Annotated in this window: 18 protein-coding genes; 15 read left to right on the top strand and 3 right to left on the bottom strand. The window is 58.6% G+C overall.

The annotated features are described in order from the left end of the window. Positions 1–82: 82 nt before the first annotated feature. Positions 83–1,216: a sialate O-acetylesterase gene (locus DA792_RS01840; protein ID WP_159075135.1), complete on the bottom strand. Its 1,134-nt coding sequence runs from the start codon at positions 1,214–1,216 to the stop codon at positions 83–85. Between the two features lie 7 nt (positions 1,217–1,223). Continuing rightward, complete coding sequence (locus tag DA792_RS01835; RefSeq protein ID WP_107717897.1) at positions 1,224–2,237, bottom strand: LysR family transcriptional regulator; 1,014 nt, start codon at positions 2,235–2,237, stop codon at positions 1,224–1,226. A 396-nt stretch (positions 2,238–2,633) separates the two neighbouring features. Between DA792_RS01835 and DA792_RS01830 the strand changes: the two genes are divergently transcribed. Both DA792_RS01830 and DA792_RS01825 read left to right on the top strand, forming a co-directional pair. Next, on the top strand, positions 2,634–4,121 hold the full coding sequence (locus DA792_RS01830; protein WP_107717895.1) for an MFS transporter: 1,488 nt from the start codon (positions 2,634–2,636) through the stop codon (positions 4,119–4,121). 65 nt (positions 4,122–4,186) lie between these two features. Beyond that, the gene (locus DA792_RS01825) at positions 4,187–5,398 is read left to right on the top strand and encodes an acyltransferase family protein (protein ID WP_107717893.1); all 1,212 of its coding nucleotides are present in this window, start codon (positions 4,187–4,189) and stop codon (positions 5,396–5,398) included. 68 nt (positions 5,399–5,466) lie between these two features. Here the strand turns inward: DA792_RS01825 and DA792_RS01820 are convergent, their stop codons facing one another. Further along, complete coding sequence (locus DA792_RS01820) at positions 5,467–6,396, bottom strand: LysR family transcriptional regulator (RefSeq protein WP_107717891.1); 930 nt, start codon at positions 6,394–6,396, stop codon at positions 5,467–5,469. A 99-nt stretch (positions 6,397–6,495) separates the two neighbouring features. On the opposite strand from DA792_RS01820, the gene DA792_RS01815 reads away from it, so the two are divergent. The 13 genes from DA792_RS01815 (at position 6,496) to DA792_RS01755 (ending at position 22,424) form a co-directional block, all read left to right on the top strand. Next, complete coding sequence (locus tag DA792_RS01815; RefSeq protein ID WP_107717889.1) at positions 6,496–7,653, top strand: MFS transporter; 1,158 nt, start codon at positions 6,496–6,498, stop codon at positions 7,651–7,653. A 26-nt stretch (positions 7,654–7,679) separates the two neighbouring features. Beyond that, positions 7,680–8,720 carry an aldo/keto reductase gene (locus DA792_RS01810; RefSeq protein ID WP_107717887.1) on the top strand — a complete coding sequence of 347 codons (1,041 nt, stop codon included), beginning with the start codon at positions 7,680–7,682 and terminating at the stop codon, positions 8,718–8,720. A gap of 96 nt (positions 8,721–8,816) precedes the next feature. Further along, positions 8,817–9,236, top strand: coding sequence for a glyoxalase (locus DA792_RS01805; RefSeq protein ID WP_107717885.1), 420 nt, complete (start codon positions 8,817–8,819; stop codon positions 9,234–9,236). Between the two features lie 172 nt (positions 9,237–9,408). After that, on the top strand, positions 9,409–11,082 hold the full coding sequence (locus DA792_RS01800; RefSeq protein ID WP_107717883.1) for an FAD-binding protein: 1,674 nt from the start codon (positions 9,409–9,411) through the stop codon (positions 11,080–11,082). A gap of 95 nt (positions 11,083–11,177) precedes the next feature. Then, on the top strand, positions 11,178–12,425 hold the full coding sequence (wecB, locus tag DA792_RS01795) for a non-hydrolyzing UDP-N-acetylglucosamine 2-epimerase (protein WP_254679191.1): 1,248 nt from the start codon (positions 11,178–11,180) through the stop codon (positions 12,423–12,425). A 58-nt stretch (positions 12,426–12,483) separates the two neighbouring features. After that, the gene (locus DA792_RS01790) at positions 12,484–13,305 is read left to right on the top strand and encodes a hypothetical protein (protein ID WP_107717882.1); all 822 of its coding nucleotides are present in this window, start codon (positions 12,484–12,486) and stop codon (positions 13,303–13,305) included. A gap of 14 nt (positions 13,306–13,319) precedes the next feature. Next, positions 13,320–14,624: an FG-GAP repeat domain-containing protein gene (locus tag DA792_RS01785; protein WP_254679190.1), complete on the top strand. Its 1,305-nt coding sequence runs from the start codon at positions 13,320–13,322 to the stop codon at positions 14,622–14,624. 380 nt (positions 14,625–15,004) lie between these two features. Further along, positions 15,005–16,693 (top strand): glycerol-3-phosphate dehydrogenase/oxidase, encoded by a 1,689-nt coding sequence (locus DA792_RS01780; protein WP_254679189.1) that lies wholly within the window; start codon positions 15,005–15,007, stop codon positions 16,691–16,693. Further along, positions 16,690–18,174, top strand: a complete 1,485-nt coding sequence (locus tag DA792_RS01775; RefSeq protein ID WP_107717880.1) for an FGGY-family carbohydrate kinase — start codon at positions 16,690–16,692, stop codon at positions 18,172–18,174. The genes DA792_RS01780 and DA792_RS01775 overlap by 4 nt, the downstream gene beginning before the upstream one ends. Positions 18,175–18,216: 42 nt before the next feature. Beyond that, positions 18,217–19,494, top strand: coding sequence for an ABC transporter substrate-binding protein (locus tag DA792_RS01770; protein ID WP_107717878.1), 1,278 nt, complete (start codon positions 18,217–18,219; stop codon positions 19,492–19,494). A 165-nt stretch (positions 19,495–19,659) separates the two neighbouring features. Next, on the top strand, positions 19,660–20,532 hold the full coding sequence (locus DA792_RS01765; protein ID WP_107717874.1) for a carbohydrate ABC transporter permease: 873 nt from the start codon (positions 19,660–19,662) through the stop codon (positions 20,530–20,532). Continuing rightward, entirely contained in the window at positions 20,520–21,335 is an 816-nt protein-coding gene (locus tag DA792_RS01760) for a carbohydrate ABC transporter permease (protein ID WP_107717872.1), read from the top strand. The genes DA792_RS01765 and DA792_RS01760 overlap by 13 nt, the downstream gene beginning before the upstream one ends. Positions 21,336–21,344: 9 nt before the next feature. Continuing rightward, a complete protein-coding gene (locus DA792_RS01755) occupies positions 21,345–22,424 on the top strand; it encodes an ABC transporter ATP-binding protein (protein WP_107717870.1) in 1,080 nt (359 codons plus the stop codon). Position 22,425 lies beyond the last annotated feature (1 nt).

Genomic DNA, 22,425 nt, shown 5'->3' with positions numbered 1-22,425 from the left:
CGTCGCGCAATATTTCAACGCTCAGGAGGATGATAAATTCGACAGTAAAGCTAGGGTGGCCATCGTGGCATCGTCAGGGCCGTTACCCGGACCGATCCCGATCATGGTGATCCCAGTTGATGGGGAGATCAAAGGCCACGGACCAGTTGAAAAGTGGCCACCCATCGAGGGCGCACCGCTCCGTATCAGAATCCCGCAGGCACCCACGCGCCCCATCAAGCCGACCTGACAGTCCGGGTGTACCGTTGTAAAGCGCGTAGCTGACCCGTGCACTGCGCGCGGCAGGACGGTCAAGCACGAGACGGATGCGGCTTGGCCCAGCGGGTTCCACTGCGATGATATGGCTGTGTGGGTCATGGAGCGAAAACCCATACTGGCCGGGATCGCACACATGCTCGGTATCAAAACACAGCGGTTCCACGGGCACGTCAAAGTCGATCAAAACGGTGCTGTCCATCTGGGTCAATCGGCGCGGTTGAAGCGGGTGCCAGTCTTTGCCCTCCTGCGCCAACCGACGATAGGCTTTGGCAAAAAGGGCACCATGCCGACGGGTCGAGGCGGCATCAATATGGGCCCAATCTATGTAGTCATACTGATATTTTGGCCCCACCAGAACAAGTTGAGGATGGGTCAGCGCGGCCTGAAATTGCATCTGGGGCGTGCGAAAATGGCGTCGATCCCCGCTGCAATAACCAGAAATGCTTGAGGTCTGACATATCAGCATGGGCATTGGTTCGGCTGTGTCAAAGATGTCCGCGAGCGCAGAGGCAAAATCCTGATGCCATTGCGTCAGGATGCGGTCGTAGTCCGCGGTGCCTTGCGCCCCGTCGGTTTCACCATGCAGCACCAAAATTGCGCCAAACTGGGCGTCCGGCACATGAGTTTTGGCCGTCTGGGCTTGGGCGATCAGCTGTTCAAAGACGTGGCTTGGCCCGCCTTTGCGCAGCACGGCATAGGGCTGACCGGCCCAGCCTTGCCCGGCGAGAATGAGCGGGTCAGACGAGGTCTGTAAGAGCTGAGCGGCAAAGCCGCTGGCGATGGTTTCCGTCCCGGTTTCGCGCAGAGGACCAAGACGCGCGGTCAGCGGTTGACCCTGCCCGCCGACAGGGCCGCCGCCAAAACACAGAGCCTGCTCCTGCGCCACGGGATCAACCGTCATCGCAGGAGCACGCCCTGTCGCAAGGCTCTGGCCCGTGATCAAAAACAAATGCGTCACTTGGATCTCACGGCAGAGGGCGGGTTGATTTTGCCGTCCGCGCCGCGTTCTCGGTGGCGCTGAACACGGTGGCTTTGGGGCAGGCGGGTTCTCTCAAAAAGGCTTTTTCAAGCACTTTGGCCTGCACTCCGAGATAATGCACGAAGGCTTTCAAAAGCGGCGTTTGATAGGTGCGGGACGGGTAGACCGCATAAATTTTACGTTCCGGGGAGCGCCAGTCTGGCAGGACATTGACGATGTGACCAGCATCAAGTTCGGCCCGTGCGCTCCAGATCGAGGAATAGGCAAGGCCTGCATCGGCCATTGCGGCGGCTGTTGTGGCATCCCCGGAGCGGGTGGAAATGCGCCATTTCACCGGGATGGTGACGGTGTCTTGCCCGTTCGAAAGCCGCCAGTCTGTGATCGGGGGAGTGCCAAAAACCACACATTCATGGGCGGAAATATCCTGGGGGCGCGCAATCGCAGGCGCGTTGCTCAGATAGCCGGGAGAGGCGCACACAATCCGATAATCCGTTGCGATCGCCACCGCGATCAGGGAAGAATTCGGCAAAACCGCCTGACGAATGGCGAGGTCAACACCGGAATCAATCAGGCTGACGATGCCATCGTCATCAAGCAAATGGATGGACACATTGGGGTGTAACGCCTGAAAGCCAAAAACGATTTTGGCCAGAAACAAGCGGGCAAAAGAGGTGGACGATGTGATCGTGAGAGACCCGGAAATTTCATCTTTGCGCGATTGAATGCTGTTTTCGGCGCGTTGTATTCCCTCAAGAATGACCCGGCATTGTTCGTAAAAATCCTGTCCGCTCTCGGTCACCGACAAGCTTCGGGTTGAGCGCGTGATCAGGCGCACCCCCAATAGATCTTCAAGCTTTGACAGTCGTTTGGAGACCAAAGCGAGGGAGAGGTTGAGGTCGCGTGCCGCCTGCGACAGCGACCCTGCCTCGACGATCGTTGTGAAGATGGTGAGATCCTGGATGCTGTTGATGTGCGTTGAATAGGGGGTCTGTGCTCGCATCTCGACGTCTCCTAATAAACTGACTTTACACAAATTTCACAAAATGAGGCGCGCAACGCGACCTGTGGGAGATGACTATACTCAATACGACCAGAGTACCAAATTGCTCAGTTCTGCAAAGACCCTATCCATTATTTGATGTGCCCTTGAGGGAAACGCGCGCGGTTCAGGGCGGGAATGCCTTGTGAATGGGCAGGTTTTCGATGGACCGCCGCTGGGCCAGACCAGCCCGTCCCGCATTGTTGCTGAATCGTCAAGAATGCCTCGCCAAATGAGTGGCTACTGACCAAGCGCCCCGCAGAGATACTGAAGTCACCCGGAGGCCCCACCCCTGATCGGTGCGGCCGGATCACTCTGCGCTTTGGCGTAGATTTCTGTCATTCGAAAGGGATCGAAATGCCCACAGATGCCAACCCTGAACTGAATGCCGCCAAACTGGCGGCCCCTGATACCAAAATGACATCAAAGCTTTGGCGCACGCTTGTCATTCTTTTGCTGGCCCAATTTATGATGGCCGTCGATTTTTCCATTCTCAACGTGGCGTTGCCCGAAGTTGGCGCTGCACTTGGGTTTTCCTTGGGCGGGATGCAGTGGATTGTCACATCCTTTGCGCTCACGGCCGCCGGGTTTACCCTGTTTTTCGGACGGCTTGGCGATTACCTTGGTCGGCGAAATCTCTTTATTGGCGGGATGGTCCTTCTTGGCATCTCCTCGCTTGTGGGGGGCATGGCCGAAAGCCAAACCGTGTTGTTGTCGGCGCGTGTTATGCAGGGCCTGTCCACCGCCATGGTGACGCCCACCGCCCTCTCTTTAATGACCACCTCTTTCCCCGAGGGACCATTGCGGGACCGCGCTTTGGGCATGAACGGGGCGATCATGTCCGCCGGGTTTACCACCGGGGCTGTTCTCAGTGGTGTGCTTTTGGATCTTTTGAGCTGGCGTTGGTTGTTCTTTGTCAACGTGCCCATTGCCGCCATCGTCGTGGTGTTTGCGCCCATGTTGATCAAAGAGCCCGCGCGCGATCCCGGTGCCCGTAAGATGACGTTGGATATGCCCGGTGCGATCACCGTGACCGCCGCCGTTTTGTCGCTGGTCTACGGGATCACGGCGCTTGGCAACCACGGTTTGGAGGCCTTCCTTGGTATCGAATCCATGGTTTTGAGTGTGGTTCTGTTCGGTGTCTTTATTGTCATTGAAAAACGCTCGGCGGAGCCGCTTGTGCCGCTCAACATTCTCAAACGTCGCTCGGTTGCCTTGGGCAATATCACCGGCCTGCTGGCGTTTGCGACGGAAACATCGCTGGTGTTCCTCATGACGCTTTATCTGCAAGAGGTCTTGCAACAGTCGGGAACAGTGACCGGTCTGGCCTTTGGTATCCTTGGGGCAGGGACCGTGTTGGGCGGTGTGATGGCCTCGCGGGTGATCTCTCTGATTGGTCATCGTGGCACACTTCTTGCCGGGTTCGCGCTTCAGGCCGTGGCCACAGCGGCGCTGATCCTTTTGACCACAAACCCCGGTTCGATCCCGCTGATGCTGATCGCCACCTTCCTTGGCGGCATTGGCAACATGTTGGCCATTGTCGGCTTTATGACCGCCGCGACCTCGGGTCTGCCGAACAAACAACAGGGGCTGGCCACCGGGCTTGCCATTCTGACCCAGCAATTCGGGATCACCATTGGCATTCCCATCATGAGCGCGATTGTGTCGGCGCGCATACTCTCTCAGCCTGATCTCGATGCTTTGAGTGCACCCGAGCGCATATTGGGAGGTGTGCTTTTTGCCATCGCGATCAACGTTGCGCTGGTGGTGCTGGGCTTTCTTGTGGCGCTGCTGCTTCGGCCAGATCGAGCGCCAGACGGCGCTGAGACCGTCCCACAAAACTAACGCCACTGCGGGCGGGTCCGAAAGGTCCCGCCCGTTTCCTTTTATCCCTCAAACAGGAGCTTACCATGACACGACCCACCCCCACATCAGGACCGTTTCGCAGACCGAAAGACGCCAAATCGTGGATGTCGTCCAGCCGTGATGGCGATCGCTTGCCTCGGCTTCCTTCTTTGACCGGATTGCGCTTTTTTGCGGCTTTCGCGGTCTTTCTATTTCATGTCACCCTTTTTACCTCGCCCTTGCCGCCTTATCAGCCGACGAACCCGTTCGGCGCGACGCCCGTGGGAGAAACCCTTGAGCAGCTCTTTCGTCAACTCGGCTATGTCGGCGTAAGTTTCTTTTTCATTCTGTCCGGCTTTGTGATCACTTGGGCCACGCCCCAATGTTTTTCGATCCGCGGCTTTATGTGGCGGCGTATGCTTAAGATTTATCCGCCGCATGTCGTGGTCTGGGCGATTTCGCTTGTGCTGTTCGCCGGTGTCTATACCTCGCCGCAAACCGCCATTCTCAACCTGACGCTGTTCAGCACGTTCAGCACGGACCCGACCGTCTATGTCAGTGTCAATCCGCCGTCCTGGTCCCTTTCAAGCGATATGGTGTTTTATCTGCTGTTTCCTGTGCTCATGCCACTGGTTCGCCTGATCCCAGACCAGCGCCTTGGGCAAAGCCTGCTTGCGCTGCTTATGGGGATGTTGGCGGTGATCCTGATCACCACATATCTTGTGCCAAGCGAACCCAAATCGCCGATTTCACCGATTTCCGGCACGCAGTTTTGGTTCAACTATATCTTTCCACTGCCGCGGATGTTTGAGTTTGTAATCGGCATGGTGGCGGCGCGGATGTTGGTGCTGGGTCGGTGGCCCCGGATCGACCTGTTGTCCTCTTGCGTGATGTTGATCGCCTCCATCGCGATCGCCAAGCATCTGCCGTTTCTCTACACCTTTGGCATTTGTTATATCTTGCCGCTGACCGCCCTGATCACCGAATGCGCGGCACGGGATCGTGAGGGGCGCTCTCCGGTCTTTTTGACCAACAGGCTGACCCTCTGGCTTGGCCAAGTCTCCTTTGGCTTCTACCTCTTTCAGGGGGTCAGTATCTTTTGGTTGAGCAAACAGCTTGGGCTACAGGATCTCTCTGTTCTGGGCGGAATGGCCGCCATCGCGCTTTATTTTTCAGCGTCTTTGTTGGGCGGCTGGATTTTGTTCCGCTTTGTCGAAGAACCGTCGATGAAGCTGGCGCGTTGGGTTTTGTCGCGGCGCAAAATGCGCACAGCGTAACGCGCTTGCGCCGGAGTAGTCGACCGGGCTGATGTCTCGGACGGAGCGGGCATCCAAACGGTTGCCCGTTACGCGTCATCGCGGCGCGGGGACGGTTGGTCGACGCGCCCATAGCGCGCCAGATAGTCGAGAAGCACCCGAATGCGCGCCGGTACGGCACTGCCGATGCCGAGCCGGACCGCATGAAATGGCTCCAAATCGCCCGGATTATAACTTGGCAAAACCTCGACCAAACGACCGGCTTTCAGGTCATCTTCGATGGTGAACCGAGCCAGCCGGGCAAGGCCAAGACCGCTCAAGGCCATGTGCCGCACCCCTTCGCCATCGCTGGCCTGAAGGCGCGGGTCGGCGTTGAGGTCCATCACCTCGCCGTTGAGCGCAAAAGGCCAGGGTTTGCTTTTGCGTCGATAGGCAAATCCGATCAGTGTGCATCCCGCCAAATCTTCCAGACATTGCGGCATCCCGGCGCGCGCCAGATAGGCGGGGGCGGCAACGACCAACCGCTGTGAGGCGCCTAAGGTGCGCGCGACAAGAGCCGAAGAGGGCATCTCCCCGGCGCGGATGGCAAGATCGGCCTGGGCCTCGATCAGATCAACGACATGGTCAGTCTGGCTGACCGTGATGGAGAGTTGCGGATATTTGGCGATCAAATCGGGGAGGATCGGATACAGCCGGTGTTGGGCATAAGAGGCCGATGTGGTGATATGCACCGGCCCGGCTGGGGTCCGTCCCGCTCCGGCTTCACGCTCTGCGGTGTGAAGGGCGGCCAGAATTTCAAGCACCCGTAAATGCAAATCCCGGCCTTCACTGGTCAGGGTCAGCGCACGGGTTGAGCGCAGGACGAGCACAGCCCCGACGCGTTCTTCGAGCCGGGCAATGGTTTTCGAGATCGCAGACGGCGTCAACCCAGACGCGCGCGCCGCCGCCGAAAAGCTGCCTTCCGCGACAACCAGTGCGAAAATTTCCAAGGCCCTAAGCCGTCCGGGGTCTCCAAGCATTGTGCCTACACTTCATAAATCCTGTTCCTTAGAGAGGTATACTCTAAAATCAGCCATCATGACAGGGTGAGTGACATCGTCGTTCCATGGAGGACCAAAATGCCAGCTGCTCTCATCGCTCTCGCCCTCGGTGCCTTTGGCATCGGGGTTACTGAATTCGTCATCATGGGGCTGCTCGTTGACGTTGCGGACAGTCTCTCGATCACCATCGCCACCGCTGGCACGTTGATTTCTGGCTATGCGCTTGGGGTTGTGTTTGGCGCGCCAATTTTGACGATCCTGACCGCGCGCTGGCCGCATCGTCAGGTTCTTTTGCTTTTGATGGGGATTTTCATCCTCGGGAATCTCGCCTGTGCTGTGGCGCCAACCTATCAAACGCTTTTGGCGGCGCGGATTGTCACCGCCTTGACCCATGGCACATTCTTTGGCGTCGGCTCAGTGGTCGCGCAAAGCCTTGTGTCGCGCGAGCGTCAAGCCTCCGCCATTTCCATTGTCTTCACCGGGCTCACCTTGGCCAATGTTTTGGGCGTGCCGTTTGGCACATGGCTTGGGCAACACACTGATTGGCGCATGACCTTTTACGCGGTTGCGGCCATTGGTGTTGTCGCCGCTGTGGTGATGGCGGCGGTGCTGCCGCGCAGCCATGCGCCAACAGAAATCAGCGATTGGCGCGAAGATTTGACCGTCTTGCGCCGGGGGGGCGTGTTGCGCGGATTGTCGATGACCGTGTTGGGTTACGCGGGCGTTTTCACAGTCTTTACCTATATCGCTCCGCTTTTGACACGGACGGCGGGCCTGCCTGAGGCGGCTGTGTCGCCAATCCTTTTGGGCTTTGGCTGTGGCTTGGTGTTTGGCAATGTTCTTGGCGGACGCTTTGCTGACCGGGCGCTTGGGCCAACCGTTCTGGGCAGTTTGGGTGTTTTGGCGCTGGTGCTGTTTGGGTTTGGATTTGCGGCGCAGGGGCAGGTGAGTGCCATTGTGTTGACCATTGCGCTTGGGGCTGCGGGCTTTGCCACGGTCGCCCCGCTGCAAGCCTGGGTCATGGCACAGGCCACCGGCGCGGGCCAAGCCCTTGTGGCCTCCTTCAACATCGCCGCTTTCAATCTGGGCAACGCGCTTGGCGCATGGGTTGGGGGCTCTCTTTTGGCGGCAGGGTTTTCATATGAGGACCTGCCCTTTGCCGCGGCTGTGTTTCCATTGGCCGCGCTTTTGCTCGGCACCATCTCACTGCGCCGCGATGCTCGCGTTCCGGTCTAACACCTCATTTCTAAAGGACTATTATTATGGACTATCGTCAATTGGGCCAATCCGGTCTGCGCGTCCCCGTTCTGAGTTTCGGCGCGGGCACTTTTGGGGGAACCGGCCCGCTGTTTTCCAATTGGGGTCAGACGGAGGTGGATGAGGCGCGCGCATTGATCGACCTGTGTCTCGAAGCGGGGGTGACCCTGTTTGACACGGCGGATGTGTATTCCGCCGGACGGTCCGAAAGCATTCTTGGGGCGGCCCTTGAGGGACGGCGGGATGCGGTTTTGATCTCGACCAAGACGGGCTTGCCGATGGGTGACGGCCCCGACGACTGGGGCGTGTCGCGCGGGCGCCTTGTGCGGTCGGTGGAGGCGGCCTTGACGAGATTGCGCACAGACCGCATCGATATTTTGCAGCTCCACGCCTATGACAGCCACACCCCGCCTGAGGAGATTTTGACCACCATCGACATGTTGGTGCGGTCCGGCAAAGTGATCCATTGGGGGGTTTCAAACTATCCGGGTTGGGCGCTTATGCAGCTTTTGGAGCGGGCCGATCAGATGAACGTGCCGCGCCCTGTGGTGCATCAGGTTTATTACTCTTTGGTGGGACGGGATTATGAATGGGACCTCATGCCGCTTGGCGCGCATGAGGGTGTGGGGGCGATGATTTGGAGTCCGCTTGGATGGGGCCGTTTGACGGGCAAATTGCGCCGTGGAGGTACGGTGCCCGCCGTCAGCCGATTGCATGAAACCGCCTCCATGGGCCCGCCGGTCGATGACGCGTTGCTCTATGACGTGTTGGATGTGCTGTTTGAGATCGCGGCGGAAACCGGGCACAGCGTGCCACAGGTGGCGATCAATTGGCTCACCCGGCAACCCACGGTTTCGAATGTCATCATCGGCGCGCGCAACCGGGCCCAACTTGAGGATAATCTTGGGGCCGTGGGGTGGTCGCTTGAACCAGAACAATGTGCGCGTTTGACCCGCGCTTCGGAACGCGATGCGGCCTATCCGGCGGCGCAATATCGTCGCCAGGAAGGTTTTGGCCGCCTGTCTGCGCCGCTTGTGACGGCTTAGGCCGGGTCGCGCCAAAGAACCACCCGAGAGACAGGTGGGGGCGGAGGTCGCCCCCATGATTTTGACAGCACCGCGAGAGGCGGCAAGGATATTTCAATGATTGAACTTGACCATGTGACACTTCGGACCGCGCATTTGGCGGCAACACGCCAATTTTTTATGGACCTTTTTGATCTGGAGGAGGGGGAGCGGCCCCTTGAGATCCAACAAATTCCGGGGCATTGGCTGTATTCCGGCGATGCGCCGGTGGTGCATCTCATCGGCAGTTATGGTCGCGGCACTCCTATTGATGGCGAAATCATTGATCACATTGCCTTTCGCAGGCGGGGCTATCACGATTTCATCGCACGGCTCAAAGCGCGCCGTTTGCCGTATTCTTGTATGTCACTGAAAGGCCTGGCCGAGCATCGCGTGTTCTTGCGTGCCCCTGGCGGGCACTTGATTGAAACGGTGTTTCGCGGCGAAGACGCGCGCCGGGCCTTTGATGATCTTGGGTTAGAGCCGACCTACGGCTGACCGCATGCCGCGTCACAGGGGCATTCGCAGGTGCAGCAATCACGTTTTGGAAAGGATGTCTCAACACGGGGACGACTACTCGAGATTTGGGAATCGACGTTTCATGAGGGCAGGGCGGTTTTGCAAAGCCCGACAGGAATTTTACGTCATCCCAATCTCGAAGGAATGTCCTATGACCACAGTGTCCCGTCGCAGCTTTATTGGCTCCGCTTTCGCCGCAGGGGCGGCCGCATCCGGGGTGGCCATCCGGCCCGCTTATGCCGACACATCAGCCGTCGCCCCCGCGCCACTTGCTGTGCAAACCGGACAGCGGATCACGGCAGAAGACGCGCGTTTTCAGGCGCTGCGCACAGGCAACAACCAGCGGTTTTTGTCGACACCAGACTATGTGCGCATGATCCACACGCCACAAGATGCCCTGCTGGCCACCCAAGAGGCGCTTGATTTGGGTAAAAAATTTACCGTCCGCTCCGGCGGACATTGTTTTGCTGATTTCGTCTGCAATCCCGAAACCGAAGTGATCCTTGATATGGCCCCGATGCGGGCGGTTGGGTTTGATGAGACGGTTGGTGCGTTTTATGCCGAACCGGGTGGGATGCTGATTGATGTCTATGAACGCCTTTATAAAGGTTGGGGTGTGACCCTACCGGCGGGCATTTGTTACTCGGTCGGAGTGGGCGGGCATATTGTTGGCGGCGGTTACGGGCTTTTGTCGCGCAAATATGGCCTGACCGTGGATCACCTCTCTATGGTGGAGGTGGTTGTCGTGGACGAAGATCGGCAAGCGCATCTGGTGCGCGCCAGCTCGGACCCGGAGGATCCGAACCATGATCTGTGGTGGGCGCATACCGGAGGAGGGGGCGGCAATTTCGGCGTTGTCACACGCTACTGGTTCCGCACGCCCGGCGCCGAAGGCAGCGATCCCGGCGCGCAATTGATCCGCCCCCCGGCCGAAGTTCTGGTCAGCGCGGTTGCGTTTGACTGGGATCAGTTGACGGAGACAAATTTTACCCGGCTGATCGAAAACTTCAGCCATTGGCACGCCCGCAACAGTGCCCCTGACAGCCCCTACACCTCCCTGAGCAGCCTTTTTAATGTGAGCCACCGGGCCACGGGGGCCATGGGGATGTTCACCCAAGTGGATGGCGACGATCCCAATGCCGCCACTCTTCTTGCGGACTACATGTCGGCGCTGCTTGAGGGCACCAACATCGTTCCGCGCCCGATGCTCACCCCGATCGGTGAACTTCCCGCGATGCCGGATTACCTCGAAGGGGCGCGTCTGCCCTGGCTTCAGGCGACCAAACTTGTGGGTTCGAACAATCCGACCATCACCAACCCGACATCGCGCGGTGGTCACAAATCGGCCTATATGAAACAGGGCTTTGATCGCCGCCAAATTGCAGCGCTTTACAAACACATGAGCCGTGAAGATTTCACCAACCCCGACACGATGTTGGTGCTGTTTTCCTTTGGCGGCGCGGTGAATGCCCAAGGTCCGGATGCCACCGCAAACGCGCAGCGCTCCTCGATCTATAAAATGTGTTTCCAGACCTTTTGGAGCGATCCAAAGGACGATGCCTTTTATCTCGGCTGGTTGCGCGACATTTACGAAGACGTTTTTGCCGCAACGGGTGGTGTCCCGGTGCCCAACGAACAGATGGACGGGTGCTACATCAACTATCCCGATCGCGATATGGCCGACCCTGCGCGCAACCGCTCCGGCGTGCCATGGTCCACGCTCTACTACAAAGACAATTACCCGCGGTTGCAAAGCGTCAAGGACCGCTACGACCCCGGCAATGTCTTTTCCCATAGCCTCAGCATTCGCAACTCCTCGACCTGACGGCGACACTATTCGGACTGAAACTCTGCGTCACACGTTGCCCCAGCCAACGGTGTCTCTCACCGTGCCTTCCTCCCCCCTAGAAAGGACCTCCCATGAAAGATTCTGTGAAAAACACTATGAAAAACTCCGAGAAAAACCCCGTGAAAAACGTCGCTTTCGTTTTTGGAACCCGCCCCGAAGCCATCAAAGTCGCCCCGGTGATCCGGGCGATGCAGGACCGGTCGGACATGCGCCCCATCGTGATTTCCACCGGGCAGCATCGCGATATGTTGCAATCGGCCATGACGGAATTTGACCTCAAGGCGGATGCCGATCTCGACATTATGAAACCGGGGCAGGGGCTTGATCAAATCACCGCCCGGATCATCACCGGACTGGGTGCCCCGCTCAAGGACTTCGGCATCGACGCGGTTGTCGTCCATGGCGATACCGCCTCGACCTTTGCCGGAGCGCTTGGTGCTTTTTACAACCGTGTGCCTCTGGTCCACCTCGAAGCAGGGCTGCGCAGTGGCCATATTTCATCGCCCTTCCCCGAAGAAGCGAACCGCAAACTGGTCTGTCAAATCTCTGATCTGCACCTTGCCCCGACTTTGGTGAGCGCCGACAATCTGTTGCATGATGGGGTGGACCCCGACCGCATCCGGGTGACGGGCAACACCGTTGTCGATGCGGTCCGTTGGGCCGCCGCCCAGCCAGTGCCGGAGCATCAAGACGACCCGCTGGCCTTTCTTGACGGCCCGGACACCCGCCCCATTATCATCGCCACCGTCCATCGCCGCGAAAGCTGGGGCGCACCGATGCGCGAGATCGCCCAAGCGCTTGTCGATATTGCCCGCACCCATGATGTGCGCATCGTGATGCCGCTGCATCTCAACCCGGTGGTCCGTGAGGCGATCCTTCCGATTGTGTCGGGCGAAGACAATATTTACCCGATCGAACCGCTGCCCTATCGCCAGTTTTGCCGCCTGATGATCAAGGCGCATCTGATCGTTTCGGACAGTTCTGGCGCGGAAGAAGAAGGCCCCTCCCTTGGCAAACCCACGCTTGTTTTGCGCGATGTGACCGAACGGCCCGAGGCGATCACTGCGGGGGCCGCCGTTCTGATCGGGCGGACTCGGCAGGCGGTGCGAACCAAAGTGAGCGCGCTTTTGACCGATCACATTCTCTATGACGGCATGACCCGCGCCAGCGGCGTCTACGGTGATGGTCAGGCCACGGCGCGGGTTTTGGAGGCGCTTTCGGACCTGTTCACCGGGGTCATTTCAAATGCCATTCCGGGGATTGACTTCGGGGCAATGCCGGGCAAACCGCAGTTCGCCCAGACTCAGCCCGCCGCCTGATCTGACAGGGTGTCGAAGCCGGGGGAACCGGCTTCGACGGTTCGCGAAAGGAGATGAAATGACCACGCTCACAACACCGCAAAGGGACTTTGGTCTGACTGGGGAGCAAACAGATGGTGACATCCGAGCGCTGAGTTTCAGCACGCCCAATCTGCCGGTCCGGGTGTTTCAAAACGGGGGGCATGTTGAGATCGGCAGCCGCGCCATCGTGGTGAACCCTGGTGTGACCCCCGTGCCGTTCTATCCGTCGGGCCTACGGGACCATATTGCGCCGCTTGGGGCCGCGTTTTTGCGCGAGGTCTCGCTGCGCAGCGACACGACGCTTGTCACTTTGGCGTTGGATCGGCTGTCGGCGCCGGCTGATCTGTGTTCCGCGCCCGGATGGCGCAGGCTGGATACATTGCCGGGCATGGCGTCTGTGTCGGGGGCTGCGGGTCTGCCCCTGTTTCGATCCCCCCGAGATCGGGTGACAACGATTCAGGCCACCCCGGATCGCCTTGCCCCGACCCTGCCGCCGGGTCCGCCGCAGTGTTGGGGCGTGTTTATGAACCTTTGGTTTGCACCTGCGGGCACGGCCTGTCTGATCCACAACAGCCACCCGTTTCTTGAATACCATGTGCAAATTTCAGGGGATGGCGCGATGCAAAAATTTCGCCGCAATGACCTGAGCACTTTGTATGAAAATCAATATCTCGCCCCCGGCGCAGCGCACGGCATTTATGCGGTTCAACCCGCTGGGGACGGCAGCTTTCTTTACCCATGGCACCAGTATGTCGCACGCACCGATTGCCTCTGGCTTGCCGTTGAACTTGTGCCCGAGGGCCCCGCGCCAAGGCCGCAGACATCGGACACTCACACTGGGCAGTGTTGCCACCACTAAAGGAGACGACAGAGATGAATATTCAGAAAACCCCCGCCCGTCCGACCCCCGAAGCCGGGCCTCAGGCAAAGACATCCCCGCTTATGATTCCGGTGTTTGAACCCGAATTGGTGGCGGATCATTTGCGCGACGGCTATTGGCTTGAAGCGCCGGATCTCAATCAGGATGGCAAGCCGGATCTGTTTGGATACGGGCTGCGGCTTGGTGAGATTTATTGGTATCAAAATGGCGATTGGACCCGTCGTTTGATCACGGATGGCGTCAGAATGCCGGTTGGGGGCGACTACGCCGATATTTCCGGCAATGGCTATCCCGACCCGATCATCTGTTACGATCTTTACGGCGACATCGGCACCATTGTGGATGCAAAAGAGACCGGGGGCAAAATCGACTGGATCGAAAATCCGGGGCCGGGAGTGGAAGAGGCCAAGCGATGGACACGCCATTACATTGGCCGCGCCACCGGGATGCATCGTTTGCGCGCCGGGTATTTCACCCAGACCGAGCGGCTTGAGATCATCGGATTTCCAATTGTGACCAAGGGCAACGTACATGGGGTGCTGCCGCTGGTGATGTTCACCCAGCCCGACGACCCTCTGACGGCGCAGGAGTGGCCGATGACCACCATCGACGACATGAGTTATCGCATGTTGCACGGGGCGGAGAAAAAGCGCGGGCTCATCCCCGGTTCGGATCGGGACTCTGTTTTGGTTGCCTCGGATGAAGGGGTGACGTGGATTTACTATGATGCGGACACAGCCACATGGCAGCATGTGCGGATCGGCGAAGGCGAAACCACACAGTTCGAAGAGACCGGGTTTAAGGGCAGTGGCGATCTTGATGCGGGGCGCATTGATGGTGTTCCAATGAGCTATGCCGCCGCCATCGAGCCGTTTCATGGCAATACGGTTGCCATCTATACCCGTGACCCCGAAAGCGATCCGGCCACCGCCCGTTGGACCCGCCAGGTGCTGGACGTTTACGGCGATCCAAATGAAAATGGCGAAGGGCCCGGCCATCAAATCCTCTGTGCGGATTTCGATGGGGATGGCGATGAAGAATTCCTTGTGGGGTTGCGGGGTCCATGGCCATGGCAGGGGGTTATGTATTACAAAATGGTCGATAAAAAAGCCGGCGTGTTCGCCAAGTGGCGCGTTTCCGATGATTCCGTGGCGCGGATCGCCATGGCCGATTTCAACGGGGATGGACGACCGGATTTCGCCACGATTGCGTATTCCGTCGACAATTATTATCGCGCCAAACAGGCGCGGTTGATGGTGTTCCGCAACCGCATTGGCGATGACGAACTGTCTCGGTGACGGTCTGCTTTTTGAGCTTTCTTCGACCAATCTGAGTTATCAAAATCCCTTTGGCCGGACGTCGAACCGTTTGGCCAAAGGGATTCTACCCGGTTTGGGTGATCGCGCACAGCGTGGTTTTGGTCCACATGCCGTCTTTTAGCCGCTGTACCAATGACCGCCAACAGCGGCGCGCCACTCTGTTGCGCTATGCAGGACGTAAGTGGAATTTATCAAAGTAAGCATTTGTTTTATTAAGCAAGAGGATCGCTTTTTGGGCCGGGTTTGAGCGGCCGTTTTCTGGGCGATGCCCTGCATTTGGTCAGAGTGACTTGCCGTATTTTATTTATTTTTTGTAAAGTGCTATTTACAAAAAATAAAAAATAGGCTGTTCTCTCCGCATGAAACAAAATTGCGCCATACCCTCTGACACACCCCCCTTGCGTCACACCAGCAAGCACCGGCTTGCTGGGTTGCAGGGCCCTGATGTTTTGATCCTTGGCGGTGGGGTGAACGGTGTGGCGACACTGCGCGATCTGGCACTCAACGGGGTGTCCTGCGTGCTGATAGACCCGCATGATTTTTGCCAAGGCGCGAGCAGCGCCTCAAGCCGTATGGCCCATGGCGGGCTACGGTATCTTGAGGGGCGCGAATTTCGGCTGGTGGCGGAATCGGCGCGCGAGCGTAATCGCCTCATTGCCCATGCCGGGCATCTTGTGAAGCCGCTGGAAATTGTCGTGCCGCTTGAGCATCTTTTGGGTGGTTTCGCCCGTGCGGTGCTGCGGTTCTTGGGCTTTGCCCGTTTGAGTGGCCCGCTGTCCTTGGCCGCCCTTGAGGGCGCGTTGCGGCTCTATGAGGCCTTCGGTCGCCGCGAACATCCGCTGCCAAATCATAAAACCGTTTTGCGCCGGGCCCATTTCCCAAAAGGCCTGCGCCCGCAAACCCGCGCCGTGGCGGCCTATTTTGATGGGCAGATCACCCAACCCGAAGGCTTGATGTTTGAAATGCTGGGTGAAGCGATGGGGCAGGGGCCACAGATCGCAGCGCTCAACCATGTCAATTGGCACAAAGACGGTGACGCAATTGTCGTGACGGATCGGTTTGATCGCACGCAATACCGCATCACGCCGAAGGTGATCGTCAATGCCACGGGCGCGTGGATCGACGATGTGAACGTCAAGCTGGGCGGTCAAACGCAGTATCTGCGCGGCGTCAAAGGCGCGCATTTGGTGTTGGATCATGCCGCACTGCATCAACGCATGGCTGGGCGCGCCTTTTATTTTGACGATGGCACCGGGCGGATGATCATCACCCTTCCTGTGGGCGAAAACATCCTTGTCGGGACCACCGAAGTGGAGACCAAGGACGCGGAGGATCGCGGCATTTCAGAGACCGAAATTGCCTATCTCTTGCGTGCCATTGATGGGCTTTTCACCGATATTGCGGTGGATCGGAGCCACATCGTGTCGATGACAACCGGCATTCGTCCGCTGCGCGATGGCGGTGGGTCGGCCACCAGCGCGGCCCGCGATCATGCGCTTGAAGAGGATCGTTTTTCCGGCTGCGCAGCCCCGGTTTTGTCGCTTGTGGGCGGCAAATGGACAACCTTTCGGGCCTTTGGTGAAGAGGCTGCGGATCGCGTGCTGAAACACTTGGGCCGCAGGCGAGAGGTTTCCACCGCGCAACGCACTTATCCCGGTGCCGCGCCTTTTGCGCGCGACGCGATGACGACGTCAAAAGACATCACCACGCGTTTGATTGCCCGGTATGGGGCCTTGGCCCAAGAGGTTGCGCCGCTTTGCACCGGGCAGGGCAGTGCGCCTTTGGCCGGGGCACCGAGCTATTGCCGGGGTGAGATTATCTGGGCCATTCGCGCCCGCGCCGCCTGTTGCATCGAAGATTTGGTGTTGCGGCGAACCCAATTGAGCCTCGGCCATGGGTTACAGCGCGAGACGCTCTATGATTTGGCCGAAATTTTGGCACAGGAAACGGGACGCGATCCGAAAGATTTGGCGCTGGAAATCACCGCTGTGTTGGAGGACCCGCGCCTGATGGGCACACGCGCGCAGCTTCAGGAGAATGTCGCATGAGCGGTGAAATCCTCATTTCAATCGACGCGGGCGGCACGGCGGTCAAGGTCGTGGCCTATGATCTGATGGGCGCAGAAATCGCGATTGAAACCGCCGATGTCCCCACCGATCACCACCCGGACGGGCGGGTCGAGCGGGATGTCGAGGCCTTTTGGGCTGGCACCACCTCGGCCCTGCGGCGGCTCACGGCACATTGCGCCGGGCGCGAGATTCTTGCCGTCGGGTGTACCGGATTTGGCAATGGTATTTTCCTCTTGGACGAGGCGGGACACGGCACATGTCCGGGCATCGTCTCGGTTGATCACCGAGCGCAGCCTTTGGTGATGGAGCTGACGGCCTGCGGGCGCGCCGATGACATTTCGGCGCAGACAGGTCACCGGCTTTGGGGCGGTCAAACCCTGATGCAACTGGCATATCTGGCGCGTACAGATCCCAAGGTCATGGCGCGCACCCGTTGGGCTTTGGCCTGTAAAGATGTGATCCGGTTCCGACTGACGGGGGAGGCCTTGACCGATCCGACAGAGGCCAGTGGCGGCGGTTTAATGGACGTGGCGGCGGGCACCTATGCGCATTCGGTCTTTCAGGACCTCGGGTTTGAGTCCCATGCCCATCTTTTACCCCCCATCGTGGCCAGCGACAGTATTGCCGGGCGGGTGTCGCGCCGTGCCGCTGAAGAAACCGGATTGCCGGAGGGTACGCCAGTGGCGGGGTCGATGATGGATGTGGCCGCCAGTTCTTTGGGGGCGGGTGCGGTTGATGCGCCGGTTTTAACAATGATTGCCGGAACTTGGTCGATCAACAGTCTGGAAAGCGGCCCACCAAAAGGCAAAGACACACCGATCCTGAACATGCTCTATCGGGGCGGGGATCGCCGATTGATTGCCGAAGGCAGCCCCTGTTCTGCCGCCAATCTGGGGTGGTTCTTGGATCATGCCATGGGCGGGCGCGTTTCCGTGTCTGAGGCCAATTCATTGGTTGCCAATAGCCCGATCGAAACCCGCCGCTGTCAGTTTTTGCCCTATGTGTTTGGACCCGATCCGCGGCGTGGGACCTTTGTCGATCTGGGCGCGAGCGATGATTTGGGGACAATGTTGCGCGCTATCTTTGAAGGGGTTGTGTTTCAGGCGCGACGCCATGCCGAGGATGCTGTTGCCGTGGCGGGTCAGCCGTTTCCAGAAACGATCCGGCTTGCGGGCGGGGCGTCGAAATCTCCGGTCTGGGCACAGGTGTTTGCCGATGTCTGCCAACGCAATGTGGAGGCGGTGCGCGCCTCTGAGGTGGGCGCATTGGGCGCGGCGATCTGTGCCGCTGTGGCCTGTGGTGCCTATGCCGATTTGGCCGAAGCCACCGCACAAATGACCGGCGTGGCCCGCACACACCGACCCGACCCGGCGTTGGGTCCGTATTACGAAAAGAGGTTTCACAGCTTTTGCAGGCTCGATCACGGGCTGGCAGCGCTGTTGGAGGAGGAGAACCCGTAACCCGGGTCAAACGTTCAAAAGAAACACCAGGGAGGAAAGAAAATGCGAAAGACACATCTTTTGTTTGGAACCGCGCTCTGTGCGCTGGCCACGCAAGGCTACGCGCAGGATAGCATGGCCTGTAAAGGCGAATTGCCAGCGCTCAATGTGATTGCTCAGGGCATGCCCGCAGTCACCGCACTTGATGCTCATCTGTCTGAATTCAATGACAAATGGGGCACTGAGGTGAAAATCACCATGTTGGGGGAAAACGAGCGGCGCGCCAAAGCACGCCTTGATGCCTCCACTGGGGCCGGCTCCTATCAAGTGATCTATATCGACGAGGCCAATTTGGCCGAATATGTCTCCGCCGACTGGATTTATCCGCTCGCGGACGTGGTGCCTGAAAGCTATGATTTGGCCGATTTCCGCACCGATTTGAGCAATGTCGCCACGGTCGATGGCGTGCAATATTTCGCGCCTTTTGTGGGTGGCGGCGACGTCATGATGTACCGCAAGGACCTGTTGGAGGCCAAAGGCATTGCGGTGCCGAAAACGCTTGATGAATTGGTCGCAGCGGTCAAGGCGCTCAACGATCCTGAGGGCGGTGTCTATGGATGGTCGGCCCGCGGCCAACGCGGCTCCGGCATGAACGTGTGGCGCTGGACGCCGTTTTTCCGCGCCGAAGGGGGCGAATGGCTTGACGGGGATATGCCTGCGTTCAACTCTGAGGCGGGGGTGAAAGCGACCGAAGTTTACATGGATATGATGCAGTCCTCGCCTCCCGGCGTGGCGACGTTCAACTGGTCCGATTCCGTTGAGGCATTCCGCGGCGGTCAGGTGGCGATCTTGATCGAATCCGATGTGTTTGGCCCCTGGATGGAAGACCCGGAAAAATCGTCCATCGTTGGCAAAGTCGGCTATGCCCCGCCGCCTGATCCGCTGCCGTCTGCGGGCTGGTCGCATGGCTGGGCCGTGTCGAAATCCGGCGCTGCGGAAGACTGTGCCAAAACAATCGCGGGCGATTTTGTTGGCTGGGCCACCTCGAAAGAGATGGAACAAAGCCGGCTTGCCGCTGGGATTGCCTCCGACATTGGCCGTGTGTCCACCTTGCAAAGCGACGGGTTCAAAGCCCTCGTGCCGCAAGAATACATTGATGCGCTGTTGGACACGGGTCCGAAAACCAGCCTGTTGATCATGGCAAGCCCGGTTTGGCCGGAAATCGGGGATACGCTTGGCCTGACGCTTGAGGAACTCTTTGCGGGCACCCGTGACGATGTTCAAGCGGCCTTGGATGAAGCCGCGTTTTTCGCCGAAGAAAGCCTGATGCGCGTCAAATAACGCGATCTCTTGCCGCCGCACAGGAGATCTGTGCGGCGGTTCCCTTAGTCCCAAAGCGTTTCGGCATGTTCTCCAGATTGGATCAGTGCCGAAACGCACACAACATCAATAGGTTACATGCGTTTCGCGCCAAGATTTGCCGCGCAACGCTTTAAAGGACATGTCATGACCCGAAAAAGGTTCGTCATCCTGTCGCTCGTGCCCGCCATCGGCCTGTTGGCCACGCTGGCAGTGGTCTCGATTGCCGGGGCGGTGTGGTTCGCGCTTATGAACCGCACGTTGCGCTCGCCCGATTACGAATTTGTCGGCGCCTATAACTTTTTGCGTCTGTTGCGCGATCATCGGTTTTTCAATGCGTTGGAAATCTCAGCACTTTGGGAGCTGGTGACAGTGACCGGCACATTGGTTGTGGCTCTGCTTTTGGCGGTGCTGATCTTTGAGACGGTGAAAAAGCCGCTTTGGCGCAATTTGATCTGTTTCGCCTTCCTCGTGCCGGTGCTTTTACCGCGCGTGGCGGCGGCGTTCATCTGGCGGTTTCTCTATTCCCCGTCCTTGGGGGCGATCAATTATCTGCTCAGTCTGGTGGGCATCGGCCCCGTCGAATTCCTGGCCGATCCGTCCTTGGCGCTCGTCTCAGTGGCCATCGTCGACATCTGGCAATGGGGGCTGTTTTTCACCGTCATTCTGCTCAAATTGATGGAAACCCTGCCGCGCGACCCGGTCGAAGCCGCCAAGCTCGACAATGCGCGCACTTGGGAAATCCATGCCTATATCACTCTGCCGATGCTCAAAGGTCCGCTGATCAGTTTGGCGCTTGTGAAAGCGGTCGAAAGCCTGCGCTCCTTTGATTTGATCTTTGTGATGACAGGCGGCGGACCCGGCACGGCGACCGAGACGCTGGACCTTTATGCCTATCAAATGGGGATCAATATGGGCGGTCGGATTTCCTATGCCTCAGCGATGTCCATCCTGTTGCTGATCGTGACGACAGTGGCCTTCACCATCATCTGGAAAGCGGGGAAAAAATGGGCAAACTGATTTCCACCACTCTGACGCGGGCCCTACTTGGGCTGTTGATTATCGTTGCCTTGGGGCCAATCCTGTGGACCGTTTTGGGGGCGTTCAAAGAGTTGCGCGACATCGTCACCCCGGTGCCAAAGCTGATCTTTGAACCGACCTTGGACAATTTTGCCACCATCCTGCGCAACCCGACGATCCGGGATGGGTTGATGCATTCGGTGATCGTGGTCTCGGCCTCTGTGTTGATCGGCGCTTTGCTTGGCATTCCGGCGGCGCATAGTTTGGCGCGCCACGCCCGGCGTTGGGGCGATGATGTGCAATTCTTTGTGCTCTCGCTGCGCTTCATGCCACCCGTCGCCATCGCGATCCCGTTCATCGTGATCTACCTTGATCTTGGCATCTATGACACGCTCTTTGGCCTGATCTTGGTCTATCTGATCACCACGATTTCAACCGTGATCTGGTTGGCTGTGCCGGCATTTGAACGGGTGCCGCATGACATCGAAGAAGCCGCCGCCATGGAAGGCTGTGGTCCGGCCGAAGTGTTTTGGCGCTTTTCCTTGCCGCTGGCCGCACCCTCGTTGTTTGGCGCGCTGGTCTTTACCTTTGTGCTGGTCTGGAACGAGCTGTTGCTGGCGCTCACTTTGGCCGCCCAAAACGCCACGCTTCCGGTGGTGGCCGCCTCGATCACATCGCTTGGCAAAGAAGTTCCGTGGGGCGTGATCAACGCCGCGACCGTTCTTCTTGTTTTGCCTCCCCTCGTATTCATCGGCCTGCTCATGGGGCTGCTCAACACCATGGTCCGCAGCGGCCCGAAATAGGACACTTCAATGGCACATATCCACTGTACCGACATCGTAAAATCCTATGGCGCTCACCCCGTCATCAGCGGTCTCAACCTCGACATTCCGAACCATGAGTTCGTGGTCTTTCTCGGCCCCTCCGGCTGTGGCAAATCGACCATGTTACGGATGATTGCGGGGTTAGAGGAGGTCACTGGCGGGCGTATCGAAATTGGTGGCACCGATGTCACCGACATGCCTCCGGGCGAGCGCGGCGTGGCGATGGTGTTTCAAAGCTACGCGCTTTATCCGCATATGAGCGTGGCGGACAACATCACCTTTGGCCTGCGTCGTCAGGGCGTATCTAAGGCCGACATCGCCCCGCGTCTCAAACAGGTGGCGGAGGTTTTGGGGCTTGAAAACTTCTTGGACCGGCGGCCCAAAAACCTCTCCGGCGGACAACAGCAACGGGTCGCCATGGCCCGCGCGATGATCAAAACGCCAAAGGTGTTTTTGTTTGACGAACCGCTGTCCAACCTTGATGCCAAGTTGCGTGAGAAACTGCGGACCGAAATTCGCCGGATGCATCTCAAGCTCAAAACCACGACGATTTTTGTGACTCATGATCAGCTTGAGGCCATGACCATTGCTGACCGTATCGTGTTGATGCGCGACGGGATGATCGAACAAATGGGCACGCCGGACGAGATTTTTGAACGGCCCGCCTCGCGCTTTGTCGCGGATTTCATCGGCACCCCGGCAATGAATTTTGTCACCGCCAAGCTCGAAGCGGGGCTGATTGCTTGCGCTGGCAGCATCCGCATGCAGCTGTCCGAGGCGGAGTTTCCAAGCCTGAAACCAGGCCAAGAGGTCGAATTGGGCCTGCGCCCCGCGCGTATGGATCTTTGCGCGCCGGGCAGTGCCAATGCACTCACCGGCGAGGTGGTTTTGGTCGAAAATATGGGGGCCGAAGGCCAGGTGATCACTGAGGTGGACGGGGCCGAAATTTCCTTTGTCACCCAAGGGTTTCGCGATCTGTCGATCGGCGACACCGTCCATTTCGCCATTCGCCCCGACCATATCCACGTTTTTGACCCGAAAACGGGTCGCAGCCTGCGCAAGGACTGAT

It is taken from the genome of Celeribacter baekdonensis (assembly GCF_003047105.1).
In the GTDB taxonomy this organism is placed as follows: Bacteria; Pseudomonadota; Alphaproteobacteria; order Rhodobacterales; family Rhodobacteraceae; genus Celeribacter; species Celeribacter baekdonensis_B.
This window is presented reverse-complemented; position numbering and strand designations above follow the sequence as displayed.

Coding starts and splice junctions, on each gene's coding strand:
- DA792_RS01770 (WP_107717878.1), top strand. CDS start 18,217: ATGCGAAAGACACATCTTTTGTTTGGAACCGCGCTCTGTGCGCTGGCC.
- DA792_RS01790 (WP_107717882.1), top strand. CDS start 12,484: ATGACCACGCTCACAACACCGCAAAGGGACTTTGGTCTGACTGGGGAG.
- DA792_RS01785 (WP_254679190.1), top strand. CDS start 13,320: ATGAATATTCAGAAAACCCCCGCCCGTCCGACCCCCGAAGCCGGGCCT.
- DA792_RS01815 (WP_107717889.1), top strand. CDS start 6,496: ATGCCAGCTGCTCTCATCGCTCTCGCCCTCGGTGCCTTTGGCATCGGG.
- DA792_RS01765 (WP_107717874.1), top strand. CDS start 19,660: ATGACCCGAAAAAGGTTCGTCATCCTGTCGCTCGTGCCCGCCATCGGC.
- DA792_RS01760 (WP_107717872.1), top strand. CDS start 20,520: ATGGGCAAACTGATTTCCACCACTCTGACGCGGGCCCTACTTGGGCTG.
- DA792_RS01830 (WP_107717895.1), top strand. CDS start 2,634: ATGCCCACAGATGCCAACCCTGAACTGAATGCCGCCAAACTGGCGGCC.
- DA792_RS01775 (WP_107717880.1), top strand. CDS start 16,690: ATGAGCGGTGAAATCCTCATTTCAATCGACGCGGGCGGCACGGCGGTC.
- DA792_RS01835 (WP_107717897.1), bottom strand. CDS start 2,237: ATGCGAGCACAGACCCCCTATTCAACGCACATCAACAGCATCCAGGAT.
- DA792_RS01805 (WP_107717885.1), top strand. CDS start 8,817: ATGATTGAACTTGACCATGTGACACTTCGGACCGCGCATTTGGCGGCA.
- DA792_RS01820 (WP_107717891.1), bottom strand. CDS start 6,396: ATGCTTGGAGACCCCGGACGGCTTAGGGCCTTGGAAATTTTCGCACTG.
- wecB (WP_254679191.1), top strand. CDS start 11,178: ATGAAAGATTCTGTGAAAAACACTATGAAAAACTCCGAGAAAAACCCC.
- DA792_RS01810 (WP_107717887.1), top strand. CDS start 7,680: ATGGACTATCGTCAATTGGGCCAATCCGGTCTGCGCGTCCCCGTTCTG.
- DA792_RS01800 (WP_107717883.1), top strand. CDS start 9,409: ATGACCACAGTGTCCCGTCGCAGCTTTATTGGCTCCGCTTTCGCCGCA.
- DA792_RS01825 (WP_107717893.1), top strand. CDS start 4,187: ATGACACGACCCACCCCCACATCAGGACCGTTTCGCAGACCGAAAGAC.
- DA792_RS01755 (WP_107717870.1), top strand. CDS start 21,345: ATGGCACATATCCACTGTACCGACATCGTAAAATCCTATGGCGCTCAC.
- DA792_RS01780 (WP_254679189.1), top strand. CDS start 15,005: ATGAAACAAAATTGCGCCATACCCTCTGACACACCCCCCTTGCGTCAC.